Annotated in this window: 25 protein-coding genes; 12 read left to right on the top strand and 13 right to left on the bottom strand. The window is 56.6% G+C overall.

Annotation, left to right across the window (positions count from 1 at the left end):
- Window positions 1-92 precede the first annotated feature (92 nt).
- Together Q1B21_RS04785 and Q1B21_RS04780 are read left to right on the top strand one after the other, a co-directional pair.
- Window positions 93-695, top strand: coding sequence for a 2-hydroxychromene-2-carboxylate isomerase (locus Q1B21_RS04785; RefSeq protein WP_299886506.1), 603 nt, complete (start codon window positions 93-95; stop codon window positions 693-695).
- Between the two features lie 41 nt (window positions 696-736).
- Entirely contained in the window at window positions 737-1,558 is an 822-nt protein-coding gene (locus tag Q1B21_RS04780; protein WP_299886503.1) for an alpha/beta hydrolase, read from the top strand.
- Here Q1B21_RS04780 and Q1B21_RS04775 read toward each other — a convergent pair.
- From Q1B21_RS04775 to Q1B21_RS04745, 7 genes are all read right to left on the bottom strand, one after another.
- A complete protein-coding gene (locus Q1B21_RS04775) occupies window positions 1,515-2,549 on the bottom strand; it encodes a low specificity L-threonine aldolase (RefSeq protein WP_299886500.1) in 1,035 nt (344 codons plus the stop codon). The two genes, Q1B21_RS04780 and Q1B21_RS04775, sit on opposite strands and share 44 nt — an antisense overlap.
- Window positions 2,549-3,022 (bottom strand): YcgN family cysteine cluster protein, encoded by a 474-nt coding sequence (locus Q1B21_RS04770; RefSeq protein ID WP_299886497.1) that lies wholly within the window; start codon window positions 3,020-3,022, stop codon window positions 2,549-2,551. Before Q1B21_RS04770 ends, Q1B21_RS04775 begins: the two co-directional genes overlap by 1 nt.
- Window positions 3,019-3,951, bottom strand: coding sequence for a bifunctional riboflavin kinase/FAD synthetase (locus Q1B21_RS04765; protein ID WP_299886494.1), 933 nt, complete (start codon window positions 3,949-3,951; stop codon window positions 3,019-3,021). Before Q1B21_RS04765 ends, Q1B21_RS04770 begins: the two co-directional genes overlap by 4 nt.
- A gap of 189 nt (window positions 3,952-4,140) precedes the next feature.
- Complete coding sequence (locus Q1B21_RS04760; RefSeq protein WP_120632010.1) at window positions 4,141-4,584, bottom strand: MaoC family dehydratase; 444 nt, start codon at window positions 4,582-4,584, stop codon at window positions 4,141-4,143.
- Between the two features lie 101 nt (window positions 4,585-4,685).
- Window positions 4,686-5,561: a TIGR01459 family HAD-type hydrolase gene (locus Q1B21_RS04755; RefSeq protein WP_299886491.1), complete on the bottom strand. Its 876-nt coding sequence runs from the start codon at window positions 5,559-5,561 to the stop codon at window positions 4,686-4,688.
- 358 nt (window positions 5,562-5,919) lie between these two features.
- Window positions 5,920-6,840 carry a manganese-dependent inorganic pyrophosphatase gene (locus Q1B21_RS04750; RefSeq protein ID WP_299886488.1) on the bottom strand — a complete coding sequence of 307 codons (921 nt, stop codon included), beginning with the start codon at window positions 6,838-6,840 and terminating at the stop codon, window positions 5,920-5,922.
- 110 nt (window positions 6,841-6,950) lie between these two features.
- Complete coding sequence (locus tag Q1B21_RS04745; RefSeq protein WP_299886485.1) at window positions 6,951-7,931, bottom strand: TraB/GumN family protein; 981 nt, start codon at window positions 7,929-7,931, stop codon at window positions 6,951-6,953.
- A 125-nt stretch (window positions 7,932-8,056) separates the two neighbouring features.
- Between Q1B21_RS04745 and Q1B21_RS04740 the strand changes: the two genes are divergently transcribed.
- The 6 genes from Q1B21_RS04740 (at window position 8,057) to Q1B21_RS04715 (ending at window position 13,931) form a co-directional block, all read left to right on the top strand.
- Window positions 8,057-8,731, top strand: coding sequence for a DUF2161 domain-containing phosphodiesterase (locus Q1B21_RS04740; protein WP_299886482.1), 675 nt, complete (start codon window positions 8,057-8,059; stop codon window positions 8,729-8,731).
- 163 nt (window positions 8,732-8,894) lie between these two features.
- Window positions 8,895-9,182: a co-chaperone GroES gene (locus Q1B21_RS04735; protein ID WP_298933877.1), complete on the top strand. Its 288-nt coding sequence runs from the start codon at window positions 8,895-8,897 to the stop codon at window positions 9,180-9,182.
- Window positions 9,183-9,245: 63 nt separating this feature from the next.
- Complete coding sequence (gene groL / locus Q1B21_RS04730; protein ID WP_299886479.1) at window positions 9,246-10,889, top strand: chaperonin GroEL; 1,644 nt, start codon at window positions 9,246-9,248, stop codon at window positions 10,887-10,889.
- Between the two features lie 239 nt (window positions 10,890-11,128).
- Complete coding sequence (locus tag Q1B21_RS04725) at window positions 11,129-11,971, top strand: DMT family transporter (protein ID WP_299886767.1); 843 nt, start codon at window positions 11,129-11,131, stop codon at window positions 11,969-11,971.
- A 38-nt stretch (window positions 11,972-12,009) separates the two neighbouring features.
- The gene (locus Q1B21_RS04720; protein ID WP_299886475.1) at window positions 12,010-12,783 is read left to right on the top strand and encodes an alpha/beta fold hydrolase; all 774 of its coding nucleotides are present in this window, start codon (window positions 12,010-12,012) and stop codon (window positions 12,781-12,783) included.
- Window positions 12,780-13,931: an alpha-D-ribose 1-methylphosphonate 5-triphosphate diphosphatase gene (locus Q1B21_RS04715; protein ID WP_299886472.1), complete on the top strand. Its 1,152-nt coding sequence runs from the start codon at window positions 12,780-12,782 to the stop codon at window positions 13,929-13,931. Before Q1B21_RS04720 ends, Q1B21_RS04715 begins: the two co-directional genes overlap by 4 nt.
- 69 nt (window positions 13,932-14,000) lie before the next feature.
- On the opposite strand, the gene Q1B21_RS04710 is transcribed toward Q1B21_RS04715, so the two are convergent.
- The 3 genes from Q1B21_RS04710 to Q1B21_RS04700 all read right to left on the bottom strand — a co-directional run bounded on the left by Q1B21_RS04710 (window position 14,001) and on the right by Q1B21_RS04700 (window position 15,860).
- On the bottom strand, window positions 14,001-15,068 hold the full coding sequence (locus Q1B21_RS04710; RefSeq protein ID WP_299886469.1) for a 5-(carboxyamino)imidazole ribonucleotide synthase: 1,068 nt from the start codon (window positions 15,066-15,068) through the stop codon (window positions 14,001-14,003).
- Entirely contained in the window at window positions 15,061-15,549 is a 489-nt protein-coding gene (purE, locus tag Q1B21_RS04705) for a 5-(carboxyamino)imidazole ribonucleotide mutase (RefSeq protein WP_299077288.1), read from the bottom strand. The genes Q1B21_RS04710 and purE overlap by 8 nt, the downstream gene beginning before the upstream one ends.
- Window positions 15,550-15,635: 86 nt before the next feature.
- Complete coding sequence (locus Q1B21_RS04700; protein ID WP_085821399.1) at window positions 15,636-15,860, bottom strand: DUF465 domain-containing protein; 225 nt, start codon at window positions 15,858-15,860, stop codon at window positions 15,636-15,638.
- 165 nt (window positions 15,861-16,025) lie between these two features.
- On the opposite strand from Q1B21_RS04700, the gene Q1B21_RS04695 reads away from it, so the two are divergent.
- The 4 genes from Q1B21_RS04695 to Q1B21_RS04680 all read left to right on the top strand — a co-directional run bounded on the left by Q1B21_RS04695 (window position 16,026) and on the right by Q1B21_RS04680 (window position 19,847).
- Window positions 16,026-16,439, top strand: a complete 414-nt coding sequence (locus Q1B21_RS04695) for an Hsp20 family protein (RefSeq protein ID WP_298933865.1) — start codon at window positions 16,026-16,028, stop codon at window positions 16,437-16,439.
- A 5-nt stretch (window positions 16,440-16,444) separates the two neighbouring features.
- Window positions 16,445-16,669, top strand: a complete 225-nt coding sequence (locus Q1B21_RS04690; protein WP_298933863.1) for a DUF1150 family protein — start codon at window positions 16,445-16,447, stop codon at window positions 16,667-16,669.
- A 49-nt stretch (window positions 16,670-16,718) separates the two neighbouring features.
- Window positions 16,719-17,603, top strand: coding sequence for a PhzF family phenazine biosynthesis protein (locus Q1B21_RS04685; RefSeq protein WP_299886462.1), 885 nt, complete (start codon window positions 16,719-16,721; stop codon window positions 17,601-17,603).
- 684 nt (window positions 17,604-18,287) lie between these two features.
- Window positions 18,288-19,847 carry a heme peroxidase family protein gene (locus tag Q1B21_RS04680; RefSeq protein WP_299886459.1) on the top strand — a complete coding sequence of 520 codons (1,560 nt, stop codon included), beginning with the start codon at window positions 18,288-18,290 and terminating at the stop codon, window positions 19,845-19,847.
- A 62-nt stretch (window positions 19,848-19,909) separates the two neighbouring features.
- Here Q1B21_RS04680 and Q1B21_RS04675 read toward each other — a convergent pair whose 3' ends face one another.
- The 3 genes from Q1B21_RS04675 to trxB form a co-directional block, all read right to left on the bottom strand.
- Window positions 19,910-21,625 (bottom strand): bifunctional sulfate adenylyltransferase/adenylylsulfate kinase, encoded by a 1,716-nt coding sequence (locus Q1B21_RS04675; protein ID WP_299886456.1) that lies wholly within the window; start codon window positions 21,623-21,625, stop codon window positions 19,910-19,912.
- Window positions 21,626-21,821: 196 nt separating this feature from the next.
- Window positions 21,822-23,513, bottom strand: a complete 1,692-nt coding sequence (locus Q1B21_RS04670) for an adenylate/guanylate cyclase domain-containing protein (RefSeq protein ID WP_299886764.1) — start codon at window positions 23,511-23,513, stop codon at window positions 21,822-21,824.
- A gap of 201 nt (window positions 23,514-23,714) precedes the next feature.
- Window positions 23,715-24,656 carry a thioredoxin-disulfide reductase gene (gene trxB, locus Q1B21_RS04665; protein WP_299886453.1) on the bottom strand — a complete coding sequence of 314 codons (942 nt, stop codon included), beginning with the start codon at window positions 24,654-24,656 and terminating at the stop codon, window positions 23,715-23,717.
- Window positions 24,657-24,770 lie beyond the last annotated feature (114 nt).

Below are 24,770 nucleotides of genomic sequence, written 5' to 3'. Positions count from 1 at the left end.
GGCAGCGTTGGCAATGTGACAGATTCGTGATGTTGACACCGCTTAGCATGGCCTTACCGTTCCGCAAAGATAGCCCAGCGGAGAAAGTGAACATGACCCAGATTGACTACTTTTTTGCGACACTGTCGCCCTATTCCTATCTGGCGGGCCTGCGGTTGGAGGAGATCGCTGCCAAACATGGTGCATCGATCAATTACAAGCCGCTCGACATCGTCGCCCTGTTTGGCCGGACCGGCGGGGTCTCTCCCAAAGACAGGCACATCTCGCGCATCGAATACCGCGCGCAGGAGCTGCTGCGTCAGTCCGAGAGAGTTGGCATGGAGTTCAATCTTCAACCTGCTCACTGGCCAACAAATTCGGCACCGTCGTCTTATGCCGTTATCGCCGCGATCAAGGACGGCTCTGGGGATGTCGGTCAGCTATGCCATTCGGTTTTACGCGCCTGCTGGGCCGAAGAAAAAGACATCGCGCAAGATGAGGTGATCCGGGAATGCCTGTCGAACACGGGGTTCAACCCGGACCTTGCTGATAGCGGCCTTCTGGTTGGCGCTGAAACCTATGCTGCCAATCTGGAAGAGGCGGTAGATCGCGGTGTCTTTGGCGCTCCGTTCTACATCACCGAAGACGATCAGCGGTTCTGGGGCCAGGATCGGTTGGACGACCTAGATCGACATCTCGCAGTACTGAGTAAGTGACGATCTAAGCTGTGCCGTGTCAGCCGGGACATGTCAGATCGATGGGAGAGGGCGAGCGCAATCTGCTCGCCCTTCACTGTACGATAGCCCATTCTGGCGCATGGTCTGGTCTGGCGTCTGCTCTGAAAGGGCATGTCAGGATTTTCGCTCCTGACATGCTGTCTCATGGCCGCAGTTCAGATTGGGATGGTGCAGGTGACTATTTTGATCAGACCACGGCGATGGCAAGGGCGCAATTGAGCGAACCGATGGATGTGATCGGTCATTCGTTTGGGGCGATGATTGCGCTTCGACTGGCTGTTGAGTGCCCGGGCCTGGTACGCAGCGCCGTTTTGATCGAACCGGTGTTTTTTGTGGTGGCGCAACAAAACTCGCCTGCTCTGTTTCAACAATACGAAAACGATGCACAGCCCGTTGATGAAGCGTTCGCAGCTGGTGACAAACCACGCGCTGCCCGATTGTTCAACCGCATGTGGGCTTCCGCGTCCAGCCCCAGATGGGCTGACTTGCCGGATCGCACGCGCGCGGCCATGATCCGGGGTATAGACGTTGTGCCAGCCGTGCGAACCGCGTTGTATGACGACAGTGCAGGGCTTCTTGCGCCCGCGTCGCTGCGCCGGGCGTCAATGCCAATCCTGCTGCTGAGCGGATCAAAAACCCATCCTGTCATGCCAACCATCTGCGACGGGCTGGCCCAACGTCTCGCTTCGGCAAGCCACGCAACGGTCGATGGGGCAGGGCACATGCTGCCGATCTCGCATCCACGCGAAACCGCTATTCTGGTTCAGGACTTCTGGCGTTCAAATGCCCCGCTGCCGGTCACAACAGATCAAGAAACCGATCAATCTCATCCGGCTCGATAGACCAATCGCAAACCAACCTGCAGGCCAGAGCTTCGTTGTCATCCGCCCCAACCAGTTCAGCACCCCATAGGTGATAAGTGGCACCCGCGTCGTGCAAAAGCTTATGTTTGGATCGCGGGAAGGACGCAAAAATCATGTTAGCCTGTGGCTCATGCAGAAACGAGGCGCCTTTCGCGCGCAGGCCATCCGCCAGACGGGCACAGTTCGCATTCGATTGCCGCGCAAGTTTCAGCCACAGATCGTCCTGCAGATAGGCCGCCATCTGCGCCGACAGAAAGCGATGTTTCGAAAACAGATGCGCCCCGCGTTTGCGGCGCAACTCAAACTCCCAGGCTTTGCTTTCGTCAAAAAAGACCACGGCTTCCACACCCATTAGCCCGTTCTTAGTTCCCCCGAAACTGACAACGTCCACACCTGCTTTCCACGTCATCTCGGCGGGCGAGCAATTCAAAGCAACAAGCGCATTGGCAAACCGGGCGCCGTCCAGATGAACCGGAAGGTCATACTCTTTGGCAACCGCACACAGCGCTTGCAATTCTTCCAGAGAATAAACCGAACCGCGCTCAGTCACTTGCGTGATCGATACCGGCCCGCGCTGCGGACCATGCACGCCGCGCGTTTCCTCAGCCAAAATGGAACTCCGCAGAGCCGTAGGGTTCATTTTATCGCCGCCGGGGACCAGCGTCAGCTTGGCGCCACTGTAGAATTCGGGTGCATTGCATTCGTCTTCGTGGATATGGGCGACCGGGGAACAAAACACGGTTTCCCAAGGCTGTGACAAGGTCGCCAAAGCCAGCGAATTTGCTGCCGTGCCGGTTGCCACCAGATAGACGGCGGCCCCCGGAGCCTCAAAAACACCGCGGATGCGATCACGCACTTCATTCATAAGCACGTCTGCCCCATAGGCCATTTGATATCCCTGATTGGCCTCAGTCATTTTGGCCATGACCTGCGGATGAACAGGACCAGAATTGTCGGACGCAAAATGCATCAGGTCGGCTCCTCGATGATGTAGTCTTCCCACTCTTCCATGGGGGTTTCGAACTCTGAAACAGTGCGTCCTTGAACGGAAACACCAGCCGCGTGGACACTGTCTGGGGTACCTGACAACAATGGGTGCCAATCGTAAAGAGGCTTACCTTCCCACAACAAGCGATAGGCGCAGGTCTGTGGCAGCCAGTAGGCGTGTTGATCTATATTGCTGGGTGTCATCACGATGCATTCAGGTACAAATTGGTGCCGAATGTCGTATTGAGTGCAGCGACAACTTTCATCGTCCAATAGCCGACACGCAACACAGGTCAGGGCAACTTCGCCTGTATCTTCGTCTTCCAGCTTGTTCAGACAACATTTCCCACAGCCGTCACACAGTGCCTCCCATTCGGGTTGGGTCATGTTGCGCAGGGGCTTGCGCTCCCAGAACCGCGCGGGCAGGCCTGCCCGATCAATAGGGTCTGTTGTCATAGTGATGCCAGAATACTGCGCGCCTGGTCGCAATCCGCCTCCATCTGCGCAATCAGCCCGTCCAGCCCGTCGAATTTCAGTTCCGGGCGCAGGAAATCGATCAGTCCAACCGAGAGGGTCGCTCCATAAAGATCACCTGAGAAATCGAACAGGAAGGTTTCAATGTTTGGCGTTTCACCTTGGAACATCGGTCGGACCCCGATTGACGCTGCTCCATGATAGCTGCCCTGATGCGGGCCATCCAGCACGTCCACCAGTACCGCGTAGACGCCGAACCTTGGGGGATGAAGGCCTTCGATCGACATGTTTGCAGTGGGAAAACCCAGCTCGCGCCCACGCTGTTCGCCGCCGATAACCTCGCCTTCGATCCGGTGCCAGTGACCCAGCATGGCAGCGGCATCCCGTGGCCGCCCTTCGGTAAGAGCGGTGCGGATTGCGGTAGACGACACAACGTTTTCCGACCGTTCCATCAGCGGGGCGATCGTGACACCGAACCCCATGTCCTGACCAAACCCAACCATATCCTGTGCGGTTCCGCTCCTGCCTTTGCCGAAACAGAAATCAGCACCAACCACGACATGAGACAGCCCCAGCCCGCCGCAGATAACGTTGTGTGCAAATTCCTCGGGCGACAAACCGGCAAGCGCCGCGTTGAACGGCAGTTCATAGAGTTTTTGTACGCCCAGTTTTTGCAACCGGTGCGCGCGTGCATTGCCACGCATCAGACGGAATGGGGGGGCTTCTGGCATGAAATATTCGCGCGGATGCGGCTCGAATGTCAGGATGCCCAGCGGCGCATCTGGTGCCGCAGTGCGGGCCAGTTCAATGACGGACTGATGCCCGACATGGACGCCATCAAAGTTTCCGATCGCCACACTGGCCCCGCGATCCTTTGGTTCGATAAACTGGAAATCCCGAATAATCTGCATGACGCGTGGGTACTGTCCAACGAGACTATGTTCAAGCGTCTCGTTTCGACGTCTATCTAAAATTCCGAACGTCTGTGGTGTCTTGCCTTGCTGATCAAGGCGCATCAGGTCGTTCGCGACCAGAACCGACGCATACTTGCGGCCGATCCTTCCAATGGAAATCTCTTGGTTAATTGCTTTGACGGGTGATCAGTCGAATTTGCGCGACGGTGCCAGAACCATGGCTTCGCCCACCAGCACCTTCTTGCCGTCGACGGAACAATGGCAGTCCAGCTTGACGCGTCGCTTTGCGACATCCATGTCGATCACCTTAACCTCTGCATAGACCATGTCACCAGGGCGCACAGGGGCCAGAAATTTCAGCGACTGGCCCATATAGACCGTACCATGGCCGGGCAGCTGCTCACCGATCACGGCCGAGATCAGGCCCGCCGTCAGCATTCCATGGGCGATACGCCCCTCAAAGATTGTATCGCGGGCGTAGTCATCATCCAGATGCACCGGGTTCCGGTCAGTGGAGATCTGCGCGAACATCTCGATATCTTCATCTGTCACCACTTTGCGCAGATGCCGGGTCATGCCCATTTCGATGTCTTCGATACAAATCGTTCCGCGTGGAAGATTGTCCAACATGTTGCCCTCACTCGATATCGACCGTGAAAGAAAAAACCACCATCAGGCCAAGGTTGGCAACTTTATTACTTCGCAACTGCAGAAAATCAAGTGAAAAATAACTACCTCAGACGACCGATTGTATAGGTGGGGTTGATATTTTCTTTTTGAATATAATCGGTTAGTGATTCTGCGTGTGGATGGTGCGATGTTTTTGTTTCCGCAGCAGCCAGACCGCCCGAAATAAAGAGGGTATCGATTCCCTCCCCCATTCCGCCCATGATATCGGTGTGGGGCCCGTCGCCGATTGCCAGAATCTCCGCGTCCGCAACGTCGGTGCCCAGCTCCTGCAGCCGGCGACGGGCCAGATCGTAGATCGGTGGGTGCGGTTTTCCGAAAAAAAGGCTCTCACCACCCATTTCGGTGTAAAGCCGTGCCAGTGCGCCAGCACACCATTCGCGAACCTCGCCCCGATCGACGACGATGTCGGGGTTGGCACATAGCAGTTTGAGGCCCATCTGCTTTGCATACAGGAAATCAGGGCGGTTCACGTCAGGATCCGCCATAGGATCAAACGGCCCGCAACACACGATACCTTCCGCCTCATCCAAAGGAACACGTTCGATGTGGATGGGATGATGTAGCAATTTCAAAGGTTCAAAGAACCCTGCATCGCGTTCCCATTCTCCCATGAAATAGACCTTCTCGCCGACAGCGCTGCGAAACATCGCTGACCGGGCCGAGTCGCCGCTGGTTGCGATGGTGTCATAGGCATCTGGTGGGACGTTGAATTGCTCCAACTGGGTCGCAACCCCGGCGCGCGGCTTTGGGGAATTGGTGACCAGCACAACCAACCCACCGCTGGCGCGATAGGCCTGCAAGGCGGCGACGGCTTCGGGAAAGGCTGTAATTCCGTTGTGGACACAGCCCCAGAGATCCACAAACAAGGCCTTGTAGCGGTCCGAGATAGTGGCGAGGGAGGGGATGATCTGGGTCATATGTGGCCTCAAGCTGAAACTGCATACGCCTTATGACCGATTGGCAAAAGATTGGCCACTGATCGATACGCGGCGCTGCTCAGTTCGATCTGGCATGCGGCGACATGGCGCACAGGTTGTTGTTTTACAGCCCTATCTAGGTTTGTCCTGTTCCAGGATGTAGAGCATGCGGTGAGTGAAAACGCCAAAACACCGATGAGCATTGCTTTGTGAAACAATGCTTAGTCACCGTTCTTCCGAAAAATATTCGGTGGCACTCGCATCAGATTCGACACTGGGTACAACTGTTGGTGGAGGCTATCTTTAGAACAAGGTTGCGGGGCCTGACTGCTGCACAGCGATAGGCCCCGCTTATTCTTTAAACTTTAAGGTTGGGGATGATCTGCTTCTTGCGACTCATCACGCCGGGGAGAACGACGCTGTCGCCTTCAACGGATGCCCCAAAGCTCTTTTCTGCGACGCCTTTGACCAGATCGTTGGGCACCAGCAGAGTGGCCTCTTCGTTCAGAATGTCGACGACGAAGAGCAGAACCTGATCAACGCCGTCTTCTTTCGAAACATCCACCATCGATTCAGCCAGGCTGGCTTTTCGGTCCAGCACAACGCCTGGTGCGGTTGTTTCCAGAACCGAGACACGGAACTTGGTGCCGTCGACCTCGTATTCCTTGCTGTCCATGCGGATCAACTCGGCATCCGAGAAGGATGAGACATCGGATTTTGCAGCGAACATGTCTGCGGCATAGGCGGAAACATCCAGTCCCAGATCGGCCGCCAGTTTCTCGGCCACAGCGCGGTCATGCGGGGTGGTCGTCGGTGAGCGGAATTCCAGAGTGTCCGACAGAATGCAGGTCAGTGCCGCGCCCTTGATAGCTTCGGGTATCTTGGCGACGTCATCGCCTATCAGGTCGATCATGATCGTCGCGGTGCAGGCCAGCGGGCGTACAGTGATGTCGATTGGGCCTTTGGTTTCCAGGCCACCAACCAGTTTGTGGTGGTCAATGATCGCTTGGATATCGGCGCTGTCGATGCTGGCGGGCAGTTCAGCAGGATTGTTGGTGTCAACGATGACAACCGCCGCGCCTTCGGCCACATCTTCGATGATCCGCGGCTTGGGCAGGTTCCAGCGGTCCAACATGAACGCTGCTTCGGTGTTAGGCTCGCCCAGCAAAACTGGCTCGGCCGCTTCGCCTTTGACTTCATTCAAGTACCAGGCCCACAGTATAGGAGAGCCGGTGGAATCGGTGTCGGGGGACTTATGGCCGAATACTTGGGTGGTCATGTCGGAATCCTGAAAAATGGGAATTTGCGCGCCTTATAGGGCGGTCCGCTTGGGTTGTCACCCGGCAGAGTTTTCGCTGCGACAGTTGGCCTGAATTTAGCCAGGTCCTGTCAAAACGCTGAGCGGGTCAGGGTGTACCCCGCCTGCTGCAATTGGTTCAACAGGCCGTGTTTGCCGCCAAGATGCGCTGCACCCACGGCTATCACGGCCGTTTGATCCTGAACGTTCAGGAGATGCGACATCCAGTTGTTGTTCCGCTCGATTAGCAAGTGTTGTTCGAATGCGCTCCATTCCTCAGCAAACACTTCGGGTGACATGCCAGAATACTCACGCGCCATAATTCGACCCAGTTCGATAGACTGTGCGTGATTTTCTTCGAAGTAAGTATTTGTAACGGTGGCCATCTGATCGTCGCTGTTTTCATACGAATTGACCCACCGCGCTAGCGATTCCGCCTGTTCTTCGATGGTGTAGATTTCGAACATGGCCATCAGTTCCTCAATGCTCTCCAATGAAAATTGGGGAATGCCTTGTTCTTTGGCCAGCTCGGTCAGACGCGCGTCCAGCCCACGATTGGCGTCCGGTTCCTGAACTAAGCACGCAGGCATAGTCAGCGCCATCCCCAAAAACCAGGGGCGCATTTTCGCCCCCATCCAGCTGGGTATGCCACGCTCGGCCAGCGCAGAAGACAGGGTTGTCCAAGCCTCTTCGGGCAGCAGGTCAATCAGGGTCGGGCCGGACGTGATCAAGATCTGACTTGGGTCCATGGCCAGTTCCTGTTCCCAGGCGTTCATCTCCTCTTGAGTCACTTCGAAATAAAAAGCGTCGGCCTGACTGAGTGTTGGCGTCAGCCGCGCGACGATCGCATCCTTGCGCGGATCGTTCAGGTGCATCGTTCCGATCAGATGCAGCACCGTGTTACCCTTGGTGGCGATCCAATGGTTGCCTTCCGAAAAGGGCCAGTTGATCAGGGCCTGATCCAATTCTGCTTGCAGTTCGGGCGCAAAGCCCTCCCTCAGATCTCGGCCCTCGCAGGCGGCGCGAGCCGTCGCAGGCAGCAGCAGGCAGGTCAGAAACAGGAATAGGCGCATGTGTGGTATCCTGATGGGGTGATCTCTGCACAGGATCTTGCCCCGACGCAGGGCTGTGTGCAAGGCGGACCAAGGGGTTGCACGCGGCCTCTGGCATTCCGCAGCAAATCGCATAGCATGCGATCATGGACCGCGAGCAGGATCTTTATCCACCCGTCAAGGCTTTGTTGCAGCGTCAGGGTTATGACGTCAAAGGCGAGGTCGGCGCGGCAGACATTGTGGCCATTCGCGAAGGCTCTGACCCAGTCATAGTCGAGCTCAAGCTAAAATTCTCTTTGGCGTTGTTTCATCAGGCGATCACCAGATTGAAACTGACCGATCAGGTCTACATCGCGGTGTGCAAACCAAAGGGACGCAGTGCCCGGCGGATGTTGAAGGACAATCTCGCGCTGTGTCGCCGGTTGGGGCTGGGCCTTATCACGGTGCGGATGGATGGAGAGGTCGAGGTGCAGTGCGACCCAGGTCCTTACGCACCGCGTAAGGACAAGAAAAAGACCGCACGCTTGCTGCGGGAATTCGACCGCCTTGAAGGTGATCCAAACGCAGGGGGTGCGACACGGCACGGTATCGTCACGGCCTACCGTCAGGATGCATTGAAGTGTGCCAGCCATCTTGCTGAGTGCGGCGCGAGTAAAGGATCGGACGTGGCCGTGGCCACCGGAGTGACCGAGGCTACGCGCCTGATGCGAGACAACCATTATGGATGGTTCGATAAGGTGGAAAAGGGCATCTACGGGTTGACCGATGACGGGTATGACGGCCTGAAACACTGGGCCTATAGCTGGGAACAGACCGATTGAAGCCAATTCATTTCGGACGAACCAAAAAATCTCTCTCATCTTGTTGACTCGCTGCAATCGACCCCCTAGCTATGCGACGTTATCACTCGCAAGGGTCGAGTGATAACGCCTCGCCAACCGGCGGGGGGAGGAAAACAAACTTTGAGCCCAAGGAGCTGCAAAGATGGCATTGAAACCGCTTCATGACCGCGTGCTGGTTCGCCGTACCGAAAGCGACGAAAAAACCGCTGGTGGTCTGATCATTCCCGACAGCGCAAAAGAAAAGCCCAGCGAAGGCGAAGTCGTCTCGACTGGCGAAGGCGCACGTAAGGACAGTGGAGAGCTGATCGCGATGGCTGTGAAAGCTGGCGACAAAATCCTGTTCGGCAAATGGTCCGGCACAGAGGTTAACGTCGACGGCGAAGAGCTGCTGATGATGAAAGAAAGCGACATCATGGGGATCATCGAGTAAGCCCTGCGCTTTCTCTGATCTCTGGACGCTTATTCTTAAAACTATTTCTCAAGGAGAAAATACATGGCTGCTAAGGACGTCAAGTTTGACACCGATGCCCGTAACCGCATGCTGGCAGGTGTGAACATCCTGGCTGATGCTGTCAAAGTAACCCTGGGCCCCAAAGGCCGCAACGTGGTTCTGGACAAATCCTTCGGCGCACCGCGCATCACCAAAGACGGTGTTTCGGTTGCCAAGGAAATCGAACTGGAAGACAAGTTCGAAAACATGGGCGCGCAGATGGTGAAAGAAGTCGCCAGCCGCACCAATGACGAAGCCGGTGACGGCACCACCACCGCAACAGTTCTGGCTCAGTCCATCGTCAAAGAAGGCCTGAAGCAGGTTGCAGCGGGCCTGAACCCGATGGACCTGAAGCGCGGCATCGACCTGGCAACTGCCAAGGTCGTTGAAGGCATCAAAGAGATGGCGCGTGAAGTCAAAGACTCGGCAGAAGTCGCTCAGGTTGGCACCATCTCGGCCAACGGCGAAGCCGAAATTGGTCAGCAGATCGCAGACGCGATGCAGAAGGTTGGCAACGAAGGGGTTATCACCGTCGAAGAAAACAAAGGTCTGGAAACCGAGACCGACGTTGTCGAAGGTATGCAGTTCGACCGTGGCTACCTGTCGCCTTACTTCGTCACCAACGCAGACAAGATGATCGCAGACCTTGATGACTGCATGATCCTGCTGCACGAAAAGAAACTGTCCTCGCTGCAGCCGATGGTTCCGCTGCTAGAGCAGGTGATCCAGTCGCAAAAGCCGCTGCTGATCATTGCCGAGGATGTTGAAGGCGAAGCGCTGGCAACTCTGGTTGTCAACAAACTGCGCGGCGGCCTGAAAATTGCTGCTGTCAAAGCACCGGGCTTCGGCGATCGTCGTAAGGCCATGCTGCAGGATATCGCTATCCTGACCGGTGGTCAGGTTATCTCTGAAGATCTGGGCATGAAGCTTGAGTCCGTAACTATGGACATGCTGGGCACCGCCAAGAAAATCGAGATCACCAAAGACGAAACAACCATCGTTGACGGTGCAGGCGAAAAGGCCGAGATCGAAGCCCGCGTTAGCCAGATCCGTACCCAGATCGAAGAAACCACCAGCGACTACGACCGTGAGAAGCTGCAAGAGCGCGTTGCCAAACTGGCAGGCGGTGTTGCCGTTATCCGCGTTGGCGGTATGACCGAAGTTGAAGTGAAAGAGCGTAAGGATCGTGTTGACGATGCTCTGAACGCGACTCGCGCTGCTGTTCAGGAAGGCGTTGTCGTTGGCGGCGGTGTTTCCCTGGTTCAGGCTGGTAAAGCATTGGACACTCTGAAAGGCGCAAACGCTGATCAGGACGCAGGCATCAACATCGTGCGCAAAGCAATCGAATCGCCACTGCGCCAGATTGCTGAAAACGCAGGCGTCGACGGTGCGGTTGTTGCCGGTAAGGTTCGCGAATCTTCGGAAGCGGCCTTTGGCTTCAACGCTCAGACCGAAGAGTATGGCGACATGTTCTCGTTCGGCGTCATCGACCCGGCCAAAGTTGTCCGGACCGCTCTGGAAGATGCAGCATCGGTTGCTGGCTTGCTGGTTACCACCGAAGCTATGGTTGCTGACAAGCCCGCCAAAGAAGGCGCGCCTGCCGGTGGCGGCATGCCCGACATGGGCGGCATGGGCGGCATGATGTAAAACGCCGAATTCGCCTCGGCGAGTTCTGATAGTCCTAATGGCGCTTGGCCTGTTGGCCAAGCTGCCGACCGGACAAGCGTCAATGCTATTGAACGGGGTCGCCATTGTGCAGCCCCGTTTTTTTGAAACTCCGAATTCCATTGGGAATGGTTGCGCCTAGAATCCTAAGTTCCGGCCGCAGATCAAAACGATCGCGAAAGTGAGTATCAATGTCGCGTGCAAGCAGCTATGCCGTTGATATGAGATTGTTTCTGCTAATAGCGCTGACAATGTGCGCCTTTGCGTCGAATTCCATCCTGAACCGTCTTGCAATTGACAGCGGTGCCAGTGATCCAGCCGGCTTTGCCGTTGTCCGGGTTCTTACGGGGGCTCTGGTCCTTGCTGGTTTGGTGAAATTGCGCGGTGGTCGTTTGACCCTGAGCAACCGTAGACGGATCGTCGGGGCTGGGTCTCTGTCGCTTTACATGATCGGGTTTTCCGTGGCCTATCTGACGCTCGACGCAGGGCTGGGTGCCTTGATCCTTTTCGGGGTGGTGCAGATCACGATGTTTGCCGCCACTTCTCTGACAGGAACAATACCGACAGCTAAGCAGCTTGCGGGCGCCGGACTGGCGCTGGGCGGGTTGGCCTGGGTCTTGTGGCCATCCGGCGCGATCCAGGTGGATCTGGTCGGGGCGGTCTTGATGGTCACGGCAGGCGTCGGCTGGGCCATTTACTCGCTTGCCGGAAGATCCGAACCGGATGCGTTGGAAGGGACGGCTGCCAACTTTGTTGTGGCACTGCCCGTGACAGCCGTGGCTTTGCTGGCCCTTGGCGAGGCTTGGCAAATGAGCGTGTTTGGATACGTCTTGGCCGCGCTGTCGGGTGGTGTGACCTCAGGGCTGGGCTATGCGCTTTGGTATCGCGTGCTGCCACAGCTTGTCCCGTCAACAGCGGCTGTTGTGCAACTTAGCGTTCCGGTTATTGCTATTGTCGCTGGTGTCATACTGCTTGGCGAAACAGCCGGACCACGTTTGGTCGTGGGGGCAGCGCTCGTCCTCGGCGGCATAGCATTGGCCGTCGCGCGACCCCGGCGTGGCTAGGTCTTTCATTGCCGAAGGATAGGCTTTATCTGGCGGGTATGAGATTCCTGTTCGCCTTCCTCTTTTGCCTTTTCCCTGCCGCAGTTAGCGCGAAATGCGTGATCCTACTGCATGGTCTTGCGCGGACCGAGGCATCTTTTTCCGTCATGGAGCAATTGTTCAAAACCCATGGCTACACAGTTGTTCGCCCTGGTTATCCGTCAACCGATATGGGCATCCCTGATTTGGCAAACCAAACCTTGCCCGACGCGTTTGCAGCATGCGGTGAAGATACTGCGAATGTCGTGTCTCACTCCATGGGGGGGATATTGCTGCGTTACTGGTTGCAGGACAATCGGCCGAGTAATCTGGGCCGTACCGTTATGCTGGGCCCGCCAAATCAGGGCAGTCAGTTGGTTGATGAACTCAGCGCCTGGGAAGTGTTTGGCTACCTGAACGGGCCCGCAGGCCTGCAACTGGGAACAGGACCCGCAGGCATACCCCGACAATTGCCGCCGGTTGATTTTGAACTGGGCGTGATCGCAGGACGGAATTCTCTGAACCCGGTGTTTTCATCGCTGATTGATGGTCCGGATGATGGGAAAGTATCGATTGAAACCACCAAAGTAGAAGGGATGGCCGACTACATCATTCTGCCTGTGACCCACACCTTCATGATGAACAATCCACGTGTCATGGCGCAAGCGCTGCATTTCATCGAATTCGGGCAGTTTGACCCGCAAATCACTTGGCTTGACGGGGTGATGGACGTGATTGATGAGATCTGCATCGGAGAAGACTGCTCAGAACCGGACTCGGAACCGACGCAATGACGGCATTGGAGGTGACTTTGTCAGGCGCGGATGTCTTGCTGCCAGATGTCGGATTGTCGCGCGCGAACCTGACCATCGCTGACGGGCAGGTGCAACAGGATCCTGCGGGGCCGCAAGTGGATCTGTCCGGCTACACTGTCTTGCCTGGTATTGTGGATCTGCACGGCGACGGGTTCGAACGCCATATTGCGCCGCGCCGGGGTGCAATGAAGCAGATGGATGAAGGCATCCTTTCGGTTGAGGCCGAGTTGGCTGCCAATGGTATTACCACCGCTGTTCTGGCGCAGTTTTACAGCTGGGAGGGCGGCGTGCGTGGACCGGCATTTGCCTCTCAGGTCTTTGACGCGATTGCTGCTGTGAAAGGCAGTGTGGTGACAGACCTGATCCCACAGCTGCGTTTTGAGACCCATATGCTGGATGATTATGCCGGATTGCCAGAACGGATCGCGAGATGGCAGGTGCCCTATGTGGTGTTCAACGACCACTTACCGCACGGCCGGTTGGCACAAAGCCGAACGCCACCACGTCTGACGGGACAAGCCCTGAAGGCCGGGCGTAGCCCGGAAACCCATCTTGAGATGTTGCAGACCATGCACGCGCGCAGGGGTGAAGTTCCGGCTGCGCTAGAGGTGCTTTGTTCCGACCTTGCTGATCTTGGCATTCGTCTGGGCAGCCATGATGATGCAACGGCTGAGGCGCGGGCCTGGTGGCGCGCGCGCGGTGTCTCCGTCGCTGAGTTTCCCGAAACGCTGGACGCCGCCGAAGCTGCACGCACAGCCGGGGACTACATCATACTAGGGTCGCCCAACGTGGTGCGGGGTGGCTCGCACAAAGGCAACGCGAGTGCCTTGGACCTGATCGCTATGGGCCTGTGTGATGCGCTTGCGTCGGATTACCACTATCCCAGTCCGCGTCGTGCCGCGCTGATGCTGACCAAAAGCGGTCTGCTGGATCTGGCCGGTGCGTGGGCTCTGATCTCATCCGGCCCGGCCAAGGTATTGGGTCTGACAGATCGCGGAGCGTTGGCACCCGGTAAACGTGCGGACCTTGTCATCTTGAACGCTGAAAATCACCGGGTCGTTGCCACGATGGCTGGTGGGCGCGTCAGCTACATGTCCGGAGACATCGCCGCCAGGTTCATAACCTAGCGCCGCGCCAACTCTTCATCTTTTCGCAAATACTCCTGCTAGATGCCTCGCGCGGATGCGCGATTAACCCTAACGAACCATCCGGTTGAAGTGGCCCATCTTACGGCCCGCCTTAACCTCGGCTTTGCCGTAGAGATGCAACGCGACATCGCTCTCCCGTGCCAGGTCCGGCACTCGGTCCATATCATGCCCGATCAGGTTCTCCATCACCACGTCCGAGTGGCGCTGCCCATCACCCAACGGCCAACCTGTGACGGCACGGATGTGTTGTTCGAACTGATCGACGGCACAGCCGTTCTGTGTCCAATGACCCGAATTATGCACACGCGGCGCAATCTCGTTCACAACTAGTCCCTTCGGCGTCACAAACAGCTCGATCCCCATGACACCCACATAGTCCAAGGCGTTCAGGATGTTGGCCGCTACTAGGATAGCATCGGTGCGCTGCGCAGGTGGCAGCCGGGCAGGGACGGTGGTCGTGTGCAGGATACCATCTCGATGCACATTCTCGCCCGGATCGAAACAGGCGACCTGACCATCCAGACCCCGTGCCGCGATGATTGAGACCTCATGTGTGAACTCAACAAATCCTTCCAAAATGGCTGGTGCTCCGGCCATCTCGGACAATGCCGCTTCGGCGTCTTCTGGTGCGCGAAGCCGTGCTTGACCTTTGCCATCATAGCCAAAACGGCGGGTTTTAAGGATCGCTGGCGCTCCGATCGCATCAATTGCGGCGCGTAGTCTGTCCAGATCGGTGATGTCGGCAAAGGGCGCGGTATTCAACCCCAGCCCCTGAAGGAAGGCTTTCTCGGTCAACCTGTCCTGACTGACCCGCAGTGCTTCGCGTCCCGGGCGGATCGGGCGGTGCGCTTCCAGCACATTCAGCGCTTCGGTCGGGATGTTTTCGAACTCGTAGGTGATCACATCGACCGAGGCGGCAAAGGCCGTCAACGCATCCGCGTCATCATAGCCCGCTGTCGTGACGTGATCTGCGACATGTCCGGCGGGTGGGTTCGCGCCCGGCTCGTAGATATGGCTGACAAATCCAAGCCGCGCCGCCGCGACCGACAACATGCGGCCCAGCTGGCCACCACCCAAGATTCCGATTCTTGCGCCGGGTGCCAGTGTTTCAGACATCTTTTGGCTCCTGCGGGATCGAGGCCGAGAGAGCCTCACGCCATGCTTCGAGCCGTCTGGCCAGCGCCTCATCCTGCAGGGCCAGAATACCGGCGGCCATCAGACCGGCGTTGGCGCCGCCGGCAGATCCTATGGCCATAGTGGCAACCGGAAAGCCTCTGGGCATCTGCACGATGGAATAGAGTGAATCGACACCTGATAGTGCACGCGTCTGCACTGGCACGCCGATCACGGGTATCCGGGTCTTGGACGCCATCATGCCAGGCAGATGCGCAGCACCACCTGCACCTGCGATGATCACGTTCAACCCACGCTCGACCGCGGTTTTCCCATAGTCCCAGAGCCGATCAGGGGTGCGATGGGCCGAAACGATGCGCTTTTCATAAGCGACACCCAATTCATCCAGAATATCTGCGGCTTCCTTCATGGTCGGCCAGTCCGATTGGCTGCCCATGATGATCCCGACTTTGATCTCACCCATCCGCTCATATCCTCGGCTTTTCAAAGAGCGCGAACTATAGCCAAATCCGTCTTCGTGGCAATGCGTTACAGTCAGGCTGTTAGGCGTCAAGCAATGATATCTGGGGTCAGGCGATCCTCGATCAGGCGGATCAGGTCTTTCAGCTTCAGTTTCTGCTTTTTCAGCCGTTTGATTGTCAGCTGATCCGAGGTGCCCTTGGCCTGCAACGCTTCGATGGCTTCGTCCAGATCGCGGTGCTGGCGGCGGAAAACCTCCAGCTCAACGCGCAGAACTTCATCTGTTTTCATCGAAAGATCGGTAGGCGCGTTCATGGGCGACTCAGTTTTGAAGGTGGTGCGTTCCACACAAGATAGTGTGTTCAAGTGAATCCGGCCAGACCTTGTGGACATCCTGATTTCTTCCCATATTCTATTATGTGCGGTTGCCGAAACTGGGGCCGCTCAAAACGTCGCTTTGGCAAAAAAGGACGAGAAAACGTGTCAAAACTTACTCTTGGCTCATACCCGCATCTTTTGGGGTTCGAGCAGTTGGAACGCCTTCTAGAACGGTCTGCCAAGGCCGGTAACGAAGGTTATCCGCCTTATAATATCGAACAGACCTCGGACTTTTCGTACCGCATTACCTTGGCCGTGGCCGGTTTTGCAGAAGAGGACCTGTCGATCACCATCGAGGATCGCCAACTGGTGATCCGGGGCCGTCAACGCGACGACAGCGAAGGGCGTATATTCCTGCACCGCGGGATCGCCGCACGCCAGTTCCAGCGCATGTACGTGCTGGCAGATGGGGTCGAAGTGGGCGAGGCAATCATGGAAAACGGTCTGCTGCATGTCGACCTGACCCGTGCCGTGCCCGAAACCGTGGTGCAAACAATCAATATAAAGAAGGGGTAAGAGCTATGAATACACCGATTGAGATCAATACCGAAGGCGACCGGATCGTCTATGTGAAATCTGTGGATGTGGCTGACCTGCCGCGTGATTTGCGAGAACAGGCCGGCGATCTGGATCATCTTTATGCCGTGCACGACTCGGACGGTCAGCAACTGGCGCTTGTGGCCGATCGTAAGCTGGCCTTTGTCTTGGCGCGGCAGCATGACCTTTCGCCCGTGGCCGTTCACTGACGCGACCCGATTGCCAATGATTTGACCGCTAAGATCCGAAAGAAGGTGCATGAGCTGGTTTGAGTTTGATTGGGTGGATGCCTTCAGTGATCGCGCCTTTGGGGGCAACGGGTGTGCTGTTGTCCATGGCGGCGCGGCGCTGATCGAGGATGTTTGCACCGCTTATGTCCGTGAAACCTCGCTGGTGGAGTGCACCTTCACGGGTCCGTCGGACATCGCCGATGTTCGGGTTCGATACTTCCTTGCCAGCCGCGAAATTCCATTTGCAGGCCATCCCACAATTGCCACGGTTGCGGCCATGAAATCTCGGGGGCTTTTTTCAGGCGATAGTCTGATACTGGAAACTGGGGCTGGGCTTGTTTCGATACAGCTGAACGGCGACGAGATTGAAATGACCCAGGTCGCGCCAAAATTTAGCGCACATGTCTCGGCTGACCTTGTTGCCTCTGCGATTGGGCTGAGTGAGGACGCGATCATTTCTCCGCCGCAGATGGTGTCAACCGGGTTGCCGTTCTGCATCACTGTTTTGCGTGATCATGAAGCATTGCGAGCAGCGCGTTTGGCTGAAGGTCCGCTGCGCGAAGTCGCTGCCGCCGCGGGCTATTCGGGCTCGGATATGGCCGAGCCGTTTCTGGTGACACTTCAGGGTGCAACGGCTGGGGGTGACACGTTCTCGCGTCTATTGCTGGCACCACCTAGCCCGCCGGAGGATCCTTTTACCGGATCCGCGACGGGTGCCATGGCTGCTTATCTGTGGAAATACGGTCTGATGGACAAAGACACGTTCACCGCTGAACAAGGCCACGATATGGGTCGCCCCGGTCAGGCGACAGTAACCCGGGTTGGCCCGCCCGACGCAATGACAGGGATCAAGGTTGCAGGTCGCGGCCATGTCTTGATGCGCGGGCAGGTCAATCTGCCTGATCAATTCTGATGACTCAGGCAGCTATTCCCTTCTGCGCTATGGCGTGACGAAGGTCCCGGGATGGGGCTAATTGTTGTCCGAAAGGACCAAGTTCTGTTCCTTGACCACCTGAGCCAAGCGAGATCTCGCGGGGCATTAATTGCGTCATTCGGTCCTCGAGTGGGTGTGCGAGAGGGACTATCTCTCACGAGAACTGACCAATGCGGTTCTGTATCTTTCCGTACCGATCTAGCGGGAGGGCCCCAACATCGGTGATTTCTTTGACACTGCCGGCATGATTCTGCGCGAAACGCACGACGATATTCAAACAGCCATCAATACCGCCAGCCCAGAGTACAATAAAATGCGTCTGACGGCGTCAAAAAAGTGCCCAAACGCAGGCCGTGGACTATTGAGAATTCGAAAGACGAGCGGTGAAAATACTTCGGGCCGAGATTTCATCCTGGCGTGCGACGGATGATTGTCCCTTGGTGCAAGCAATTGCAATGATTGAACGAACTGCAAGCACTGGCTGTTTTTTGCGCGGATAACTTATGAATCTATCGTTTCCACGCGTTTCGTGGTAACATTGTTTCGCGGTCGTCCCGGTATTTTGCGGGTTCGGGCGGCATTTTTGAGAACTAAATTTTGTCAATTTTGCGCCCGATGAGGGGCCGTTTGAATAGTAACGAGTATTATTTTAGGAGCACTTTGATGAGCGTTTCGTCATCCAGGTATGGCATTACCAGCCTCCCCAGATCCAAGAACTACAAAGGTCCATTCGGAAGGTTGTTTCGTGAACTTCCACCGTGGCGGTCCCCCCATGGCGATGACGCCACAGCCGTCGCAGCGTTACGCGATTTTGCGACTAACGAGATGAGCGAAACGGCCGGGCAAGACAACCTGGACAATGCAAATCTGCCCGCGGGTTACACCTATTTTGGTCAGTTCGTGGATCACGACATCACGTTTGACCCAACCTCGTCTCTGATGCGTCAAAGCGATCCTGAGAAGCTTGAAAACTTTCGCACGCCACGCCTTGATCTGGATTGTCTCTATGGCGAAGGCCCGGCAGATGAACCTTTTATGTACGACAAGAATCGTGGTGGCGTGTTCCTGCTTGGGACAACTGAGAAGGACTGGACGGGCGACAAGGACATCGCGGGTTCGAAAGAACCGGACCTTCTGCGCAACCGGCAGGGGCGCGCCATTATTGGCGACATGCGAAACGATGAGAATGTGATCGTTTCCCAGTTCCAGTTGGCCATGTTGCGACTGCACAACCGGGTCATGCAGAAGCTGGCAACCGGTGATCCGGATGATGAGACGACCGAGTTCGGTTTTGACGGCGAAAGGTTTCAGGAAGCACAGCGCAAAGTGCGTTGGTTCTATCAATACGTTGTGTGGAACGACTTCATTAAACGCCTGGTCAGCGATGCAATTTGGACCAGGGTTCTGGACAAGTCCGACAACCACAAATTCAACGGCACCGTTTATGATTGGAACTATCAGCCGTTTATGCCGGTCGAGTTTTCTGTGGCGGCCTATCGCTTTGGCCATTCACTGATACGTCCAGGATATCAGGTCAACGTTAACGATGATAACGATACCGGGCTTGGATTTGGAAAAGAGCTGCCGATCTTCCACCCCGATGGCCCCGAGGATAACCAAGGAAAAATCCGCCACGACCTGCGCGGTTTCCGCTCCTTCCCGCATCGCCATACGGTGCAATGGGATTGGTTCTTCGACATCAATTCAGGCGGACCTTTCCCGCAGCCTGCCAGACGGATTGACACAAAGCTGTCGTCGGCGGTCTTTGCGTTGGATGAAGGCCCGGCACCCAAGCCCAACATGCTGGCCTTCCTGAATCTGTTACGCTCAATGCGTCTGGAGTTGCCAAAAGGCTCTGATGTGGCACAGCGGATGGGTTTGACACCGCATGCGATCAACGATCCTCATGAGGATATCTTGTGGCACTACATTTTGAAAGAAAGCCAAATTCTTCCGGCAAACAACTCGGGTCGCATGCTCGGGGCAGTGGGTGGTACCATCGTTGCTGAGGTGTTCGGAGGGTTGCTGGACGGCGATCCGATGTCCTTTGTGCGCAACATGCCGAACTGGAAGCCAAATGACGACGCCGATCTGATGTCGCTGCTGGACAATCCGGCACCCGTGAACGGCGGGGACTGGGAGGTTGGCGATCTATTGCGGGCTTCTGGCGCGCCGATTGATGCCAACGATGTTGCGAACACAATCGCAAACGGCCGAAACTAAAAATGAGAAGGGCAGTGCTTTGTTCAAGCGCTGCCCTTTGATTTTTTCGTCGCGCGGGTCTACTAGCCTGCGATCAGGCCCATACTTTCGAGCTTCAGCAGAACCTGATGGGCGCAATTGTCGACTTCAACATTTTCGGTCTCTACGCTCAGTTCGGGGTTGGCTGGAACGTCATAAGGGTCCGAGATGCCAGTGAATTCCTTGATCTTGCCCTCCCTTGCCAGCTTGTACAAACCCTTACGGTCGCGGCGTTCGCATTCTTCGATGCTGGTTGCCACATGCACTTCACAAAACGCGCCGAACTGTTCGATGTCTTCACGCACCGCGCGGCGGGTCGTGGCATAGGGTGCAATTGGCGCGCAGATTGCGATACCACCATTCTTGGTGATTTCGCTGGCCACATAACCGATGCGGCGGATGTTCAGGTCACGATGCTCTTTCGAAAAGCCCAATTCCGACGACAGGTTTTTCCGGACGATGTCGCCGTCCAGCAAGGTGACAGGACGCCCACCCATCTCCATCAGTTTGACCATAAGCGCGTTGGCGATGGTCGACTTGCCTGAGCCCGAGAAGCCAGTAAAGAAGACGGTAAACCCTTGCTGGCTGCGCGGCGGTTTGGTCTTGCGCAGCTCGGTCACAACCTCGGGGAAGCTGAACCATTCGGGGATTTCCAAACCTTCAGACAAGCGGCGGCGCAGTTCGGTGCCCGAGATATTGAGGATTGTGACGTTTTCTTTGTCTTCGATCTCGTCATTAGGCTCGTACTGGGCACGTTCCTGCACATAGACCATGTGTTTGAAATCGACCATTTCAACGCCGATCTCATCCTGGAACTGGCGGAACAGGTCCTGCGCATCATAGGGGCCATAAAAGTCCTCACCGGCCGCATTCTTTCCGGGGCCGGCGTGGTCTCGGCCAACGATGAAGTGAGTGCACCCGTGGTTGGCGCGGATCAGGCCGTGCCAGACCGCCTCACGCGGGCCCGCCATGCGCATCGCCAGGTTCAGCAGCGACATCGAGGTGGTCGAGGCTGGGTATTTGTCCAACACCGCCTCGTAGCAGCGGACGCGGGTGAAATGGTCCACGTCGCCGGGCTTGGTCATGCCGACAACCGGATGGATCAGAAGGTTGGCCTGAGCTTCTTTGGCGGCGCGGAAGGTCAGTTCCTGATGCGCACGGTGCAGCGGGTTGCGGGTTTGGAACGCCACGATGCGACGCCAGCCCAGCTTGCGGAAATAAGCACGCAGTTCGTTTGGTGTGTCGCGGCGCGCGCGGAAGTCATAGTGAACCGGTTGCTGGATGCCGACCACGGGGCCGCCCAGATAGACCTTGCCAGCATGGTTGTGCAGGTAGTTCACCGCCGGGTGTGCATCATCGTCGGCGCCAAAGACTTTTTCAGCCTCGCGCGCCTTGTTCGGCGTCCAGCGGTCGGTGACGGTCATGGTGCCCAGAATGACACCTTCCTGATCGCGCAGGGCGATGTCCTGACCCAGCTCAATTTTTTCTGCAAAGTCTTCGCTGACGTCCAAAGTGATTGGCATCGGCCAAAGCGTCCCGTCTGCCAAACGCATATTCTCGACCACGTTGTCGTAATCTGCTTCACCAAGGAACCCTTTGAGTGGGTTGAACCCACCGTTCATCAACAGCTCCAGATCGCAGATCTGGCGTGGGCTCAGGTCCCAACTGGTCAGGTCTGCGGCTTCGACTTTCAATTTCAGGGCCGAGTCATACGACACATAAAGTTCGGGGATTGGGGCCAAATTGCTTAACATCGTCATCAGAATACTCTTATAGCAGTTTTGTATTGCCGGTGATTCCAGGCGGTTTGCAGGGCATTTGCCCCGACTATTAAGCGGAGTCCACCGACATCAATGAAACAAAGGACGATATGCGCTGATTTTCACCGGAAGGGAAGGAATTTCCGGTCAGGCGCCGAAAACGCGACTTTGGTTCCGCCAAGTGGCAACAATCCAATCAGCCTGAGTATATGTGTTCCATACCATGGACTGATTGGTCCAAGTCTGATGCGCGGGCCACTGGTAGGGCAGGAACAGGTTGCGTGACGCCGCGCAGCTGAAACAAGCGCACCTCATCCGGGTTGATTGCAACGTCTGCTGCCTGAATCAGCTCGTCTGAGACCAGTAACTCAACACCTAACGCCTTGGTTTCGCTCTCAAGGCGGCTCGCAACGTTCACTGCGTCGCCGATGATGGTCCGTGACGCGTGGCCGGCCGCGCCAATCTCACCCAAGACCAGATCACCCAGATGCAACCCCATCCCGATGCGAATCCGGGGGCTACCTTCCGCTTCCAATTGCTCGTTGAACCTGTCCAGCGCCCGGCTGATGTCGATCGCAGCCTTCAACCCGGCGCGGGCTGAGCTGGAGGCATCACGTTTTTCAAAAACCGCGAGCAGCCCGTCACCCATGTATTTGTCCACAACTCCACCCTCGGCGGTGATCGCCGGGACAATCGCGTCAAAAAAACGGTTCAGCAGAAAGACGATGTCATAGGGCAGCTGCCCAGTGGTGCGCGCAGTAAAACCGCGCATGTCCAGAAACAAAACAGCCAGTTGTCGTTCCTGTCCCTGACTTGCGTGCCCGCGATTGCGGCCACCATCGGGTCTGAAAACGCGAAAAACAGTGAGTGGTTCGGTTGGGCGAATTTGGCACGCCAGCCTTGTTTGTCCGGATGCGCCAACGGCAGCCAGGCTGCGCGCTTCGACATCGCCAGCCGGAGGCAAGCTGTCTGCCCCATCCTCGACAATGACGCGACAGGTGGTGCACCGCCCTTTGCCGCCGCATAGCGCGGTGTGTGGAACGCCGTTGGCTTGGGATATCTCCAACAGAGTCATGCCTTTTTCTGCCACGACTTCGGGCCCTCGTGCATAAGTGATACGCACCGAGTGTCTGCGCCGCCACAATTTGCGGCCAACATAGAACAAGGCCGTTGCACCCAACGCGAACCAAAACGCAATCAGAGCATTGTCTTTAATGCTGAACATGGTTTGGAACGCCTCGGGTGACGGCCAATTGTAGTGTTCAACATACTGTTCGCGCAGAAATTCGTCTGAAAAATCGGACCAGATGCGTCGACCCTCGGTCAGCAACCCGGCTAGCGCAAAGGACGGTATGAACACCGCCAACCCGATCAGATAAGGCACCGTGTTGCGCCACCAATGGGTCAGTCGCAACCACATGTGCAGGCCGATGCAGCCATGTACCCAAACGATTAGTAACAAAAGGCTCTGCATCCATATCGCCGAGTTGGGCCACATCAGGACAATGATATAGCCCATCTCGTCATTGACATCGTAGACCTCATGAGCAACGCGCGTCTGGACGATGTGCGAGATCAATTGCAGCGGGATCAGTAGTCCGAGCACGATCTGCAAAGCGGAACCAATAGGCATGCGCAGGGTTCTGCGCTGAGCGATTGAAGCAAGGGCCAAGCCAGCATGTACGAACAATGCCGCGTAGAAAAGCGCGCTTATTAAGTTGTGGCGGGTGATCGCTTGCCGCCCGTCTTGCATGCCGTGAAGATAGTCGGTGTGAAAAAGGCCTAAGCCAATATTTATGAAATGAAAAAATGCGAAGGTGAATAGAACGAGGCCGCTGCCGATCCTAAGGCGGGTTGTCCACCCGCCGCGCCAAAGAGCGTTGTCCAATGCTGTCACCCGCATTCATCCTGTTCAGCGCAAGTTTGCTGGGCCTCTGCGCGGGGGTCAAGCCAAGCTGCGATTTCAGTCGACTGGAATCGACGCAAAATCATTGCTCATTGGGTGAGGCGATGCCCCGCTTCCGATGCGCGGCATCGCTTGAAAGCGAAGCAGGGTTTTCGGACTGCGCCCGAGAACCCTGCTTTTGTATTAGTCTTGCTCAGCCAGGAAGCGTTCAGCATCGAGGGCCGCCATACAGCCCATTCCGGCACTTGTGACAGCCTGGCGATAGATGTGATCCGTCAGATCACCCGCCGCAAACACACCAGGGACCGAGGTCTCGGTCGAGCCGGGCTTGGTGACCACGTAACCGCCCATGTGGCTGTCCAGTTTGTCTTTGACCAACTCGTTGGCAGGCGCATGCCCGATCGCGACAAAAACACCCTTGCACGGGATCTCGGTGATCTCGCCGGTTTTGACGTTTTTCACGCGCACACCCTCGACACCCAGCGGTGTGTCTGTGCCGACGACTTCATCCAGTTGGTGGAACCAGAGCGGTTCGATCTTGTTGTTCTTGAACAGGCGATCCTGCAAGATCTTTTCGGCGCGCAGCTCATCCCGGCGGTGAATCAGAGTGACCTTGCTGGCGAAGTTTGTCAGGAATAATGCTTCCTCGACCGCGGTATTGCCTCCGCCGATCACAACGATTTCCTGTCCACGGTAAAAGAATCCGTCACAAGTGGCACAGGCCGAGACACCAAAACCTTTGAACTTTTCTTCTGACGGCAGGCCCAGCCACTTTGCGCGGGCACCGGTTGCCAGAATGACGGCGTCGGCGGTGTAGGTGGTTCCACTGTCGCCTTTTGCGACGAACGGGCGCTGGTCCAGATCAAGATCGCTGATGATGTCACCGATCACTTCGCACCCCATTGCTTTGACGTGATCCTGCATCCGAACCATCAGATCGGGGCCCTGAACCTCGGTATCGCCGGGCCAGTTCTCGACTTCGGTTGTGGTCGTCAATTGTCCACCGGGCTCGATCCCCTGCACCAGAATCGGTTCCAGCATCGCCCGGCTGGCGTAAACGCCGGCGGTGTATCCTGCAGGGCCCGATCCGATGATCAGAACCTTGGTGTGTCGTGTGTCGGCCATGGTACCCCCGCTCGAACTGGCTGAATTGGGCCATTTGCCCGTCGCACCGATATAACGGCGGTCGCGCAGGGCTTAAAGCCCCTTCCTGCGCAACATCAGATATGCAGCTGGGGA

Source organism: uncultured Ruegeria sp. (genome assembly GCF_947504215.1).
In the GTDB taxonomy this organism is placed as follows: Bacteria; Pseudomonadota; Alphaproteobacteria; order Rhodobacterales; family Rhodobacteraceae; genus Ruegeria.
Note: the sequence above shows the minus strand (reverse complement) of the source record. Positions and strands in the feature narration are given on the sequence as shown.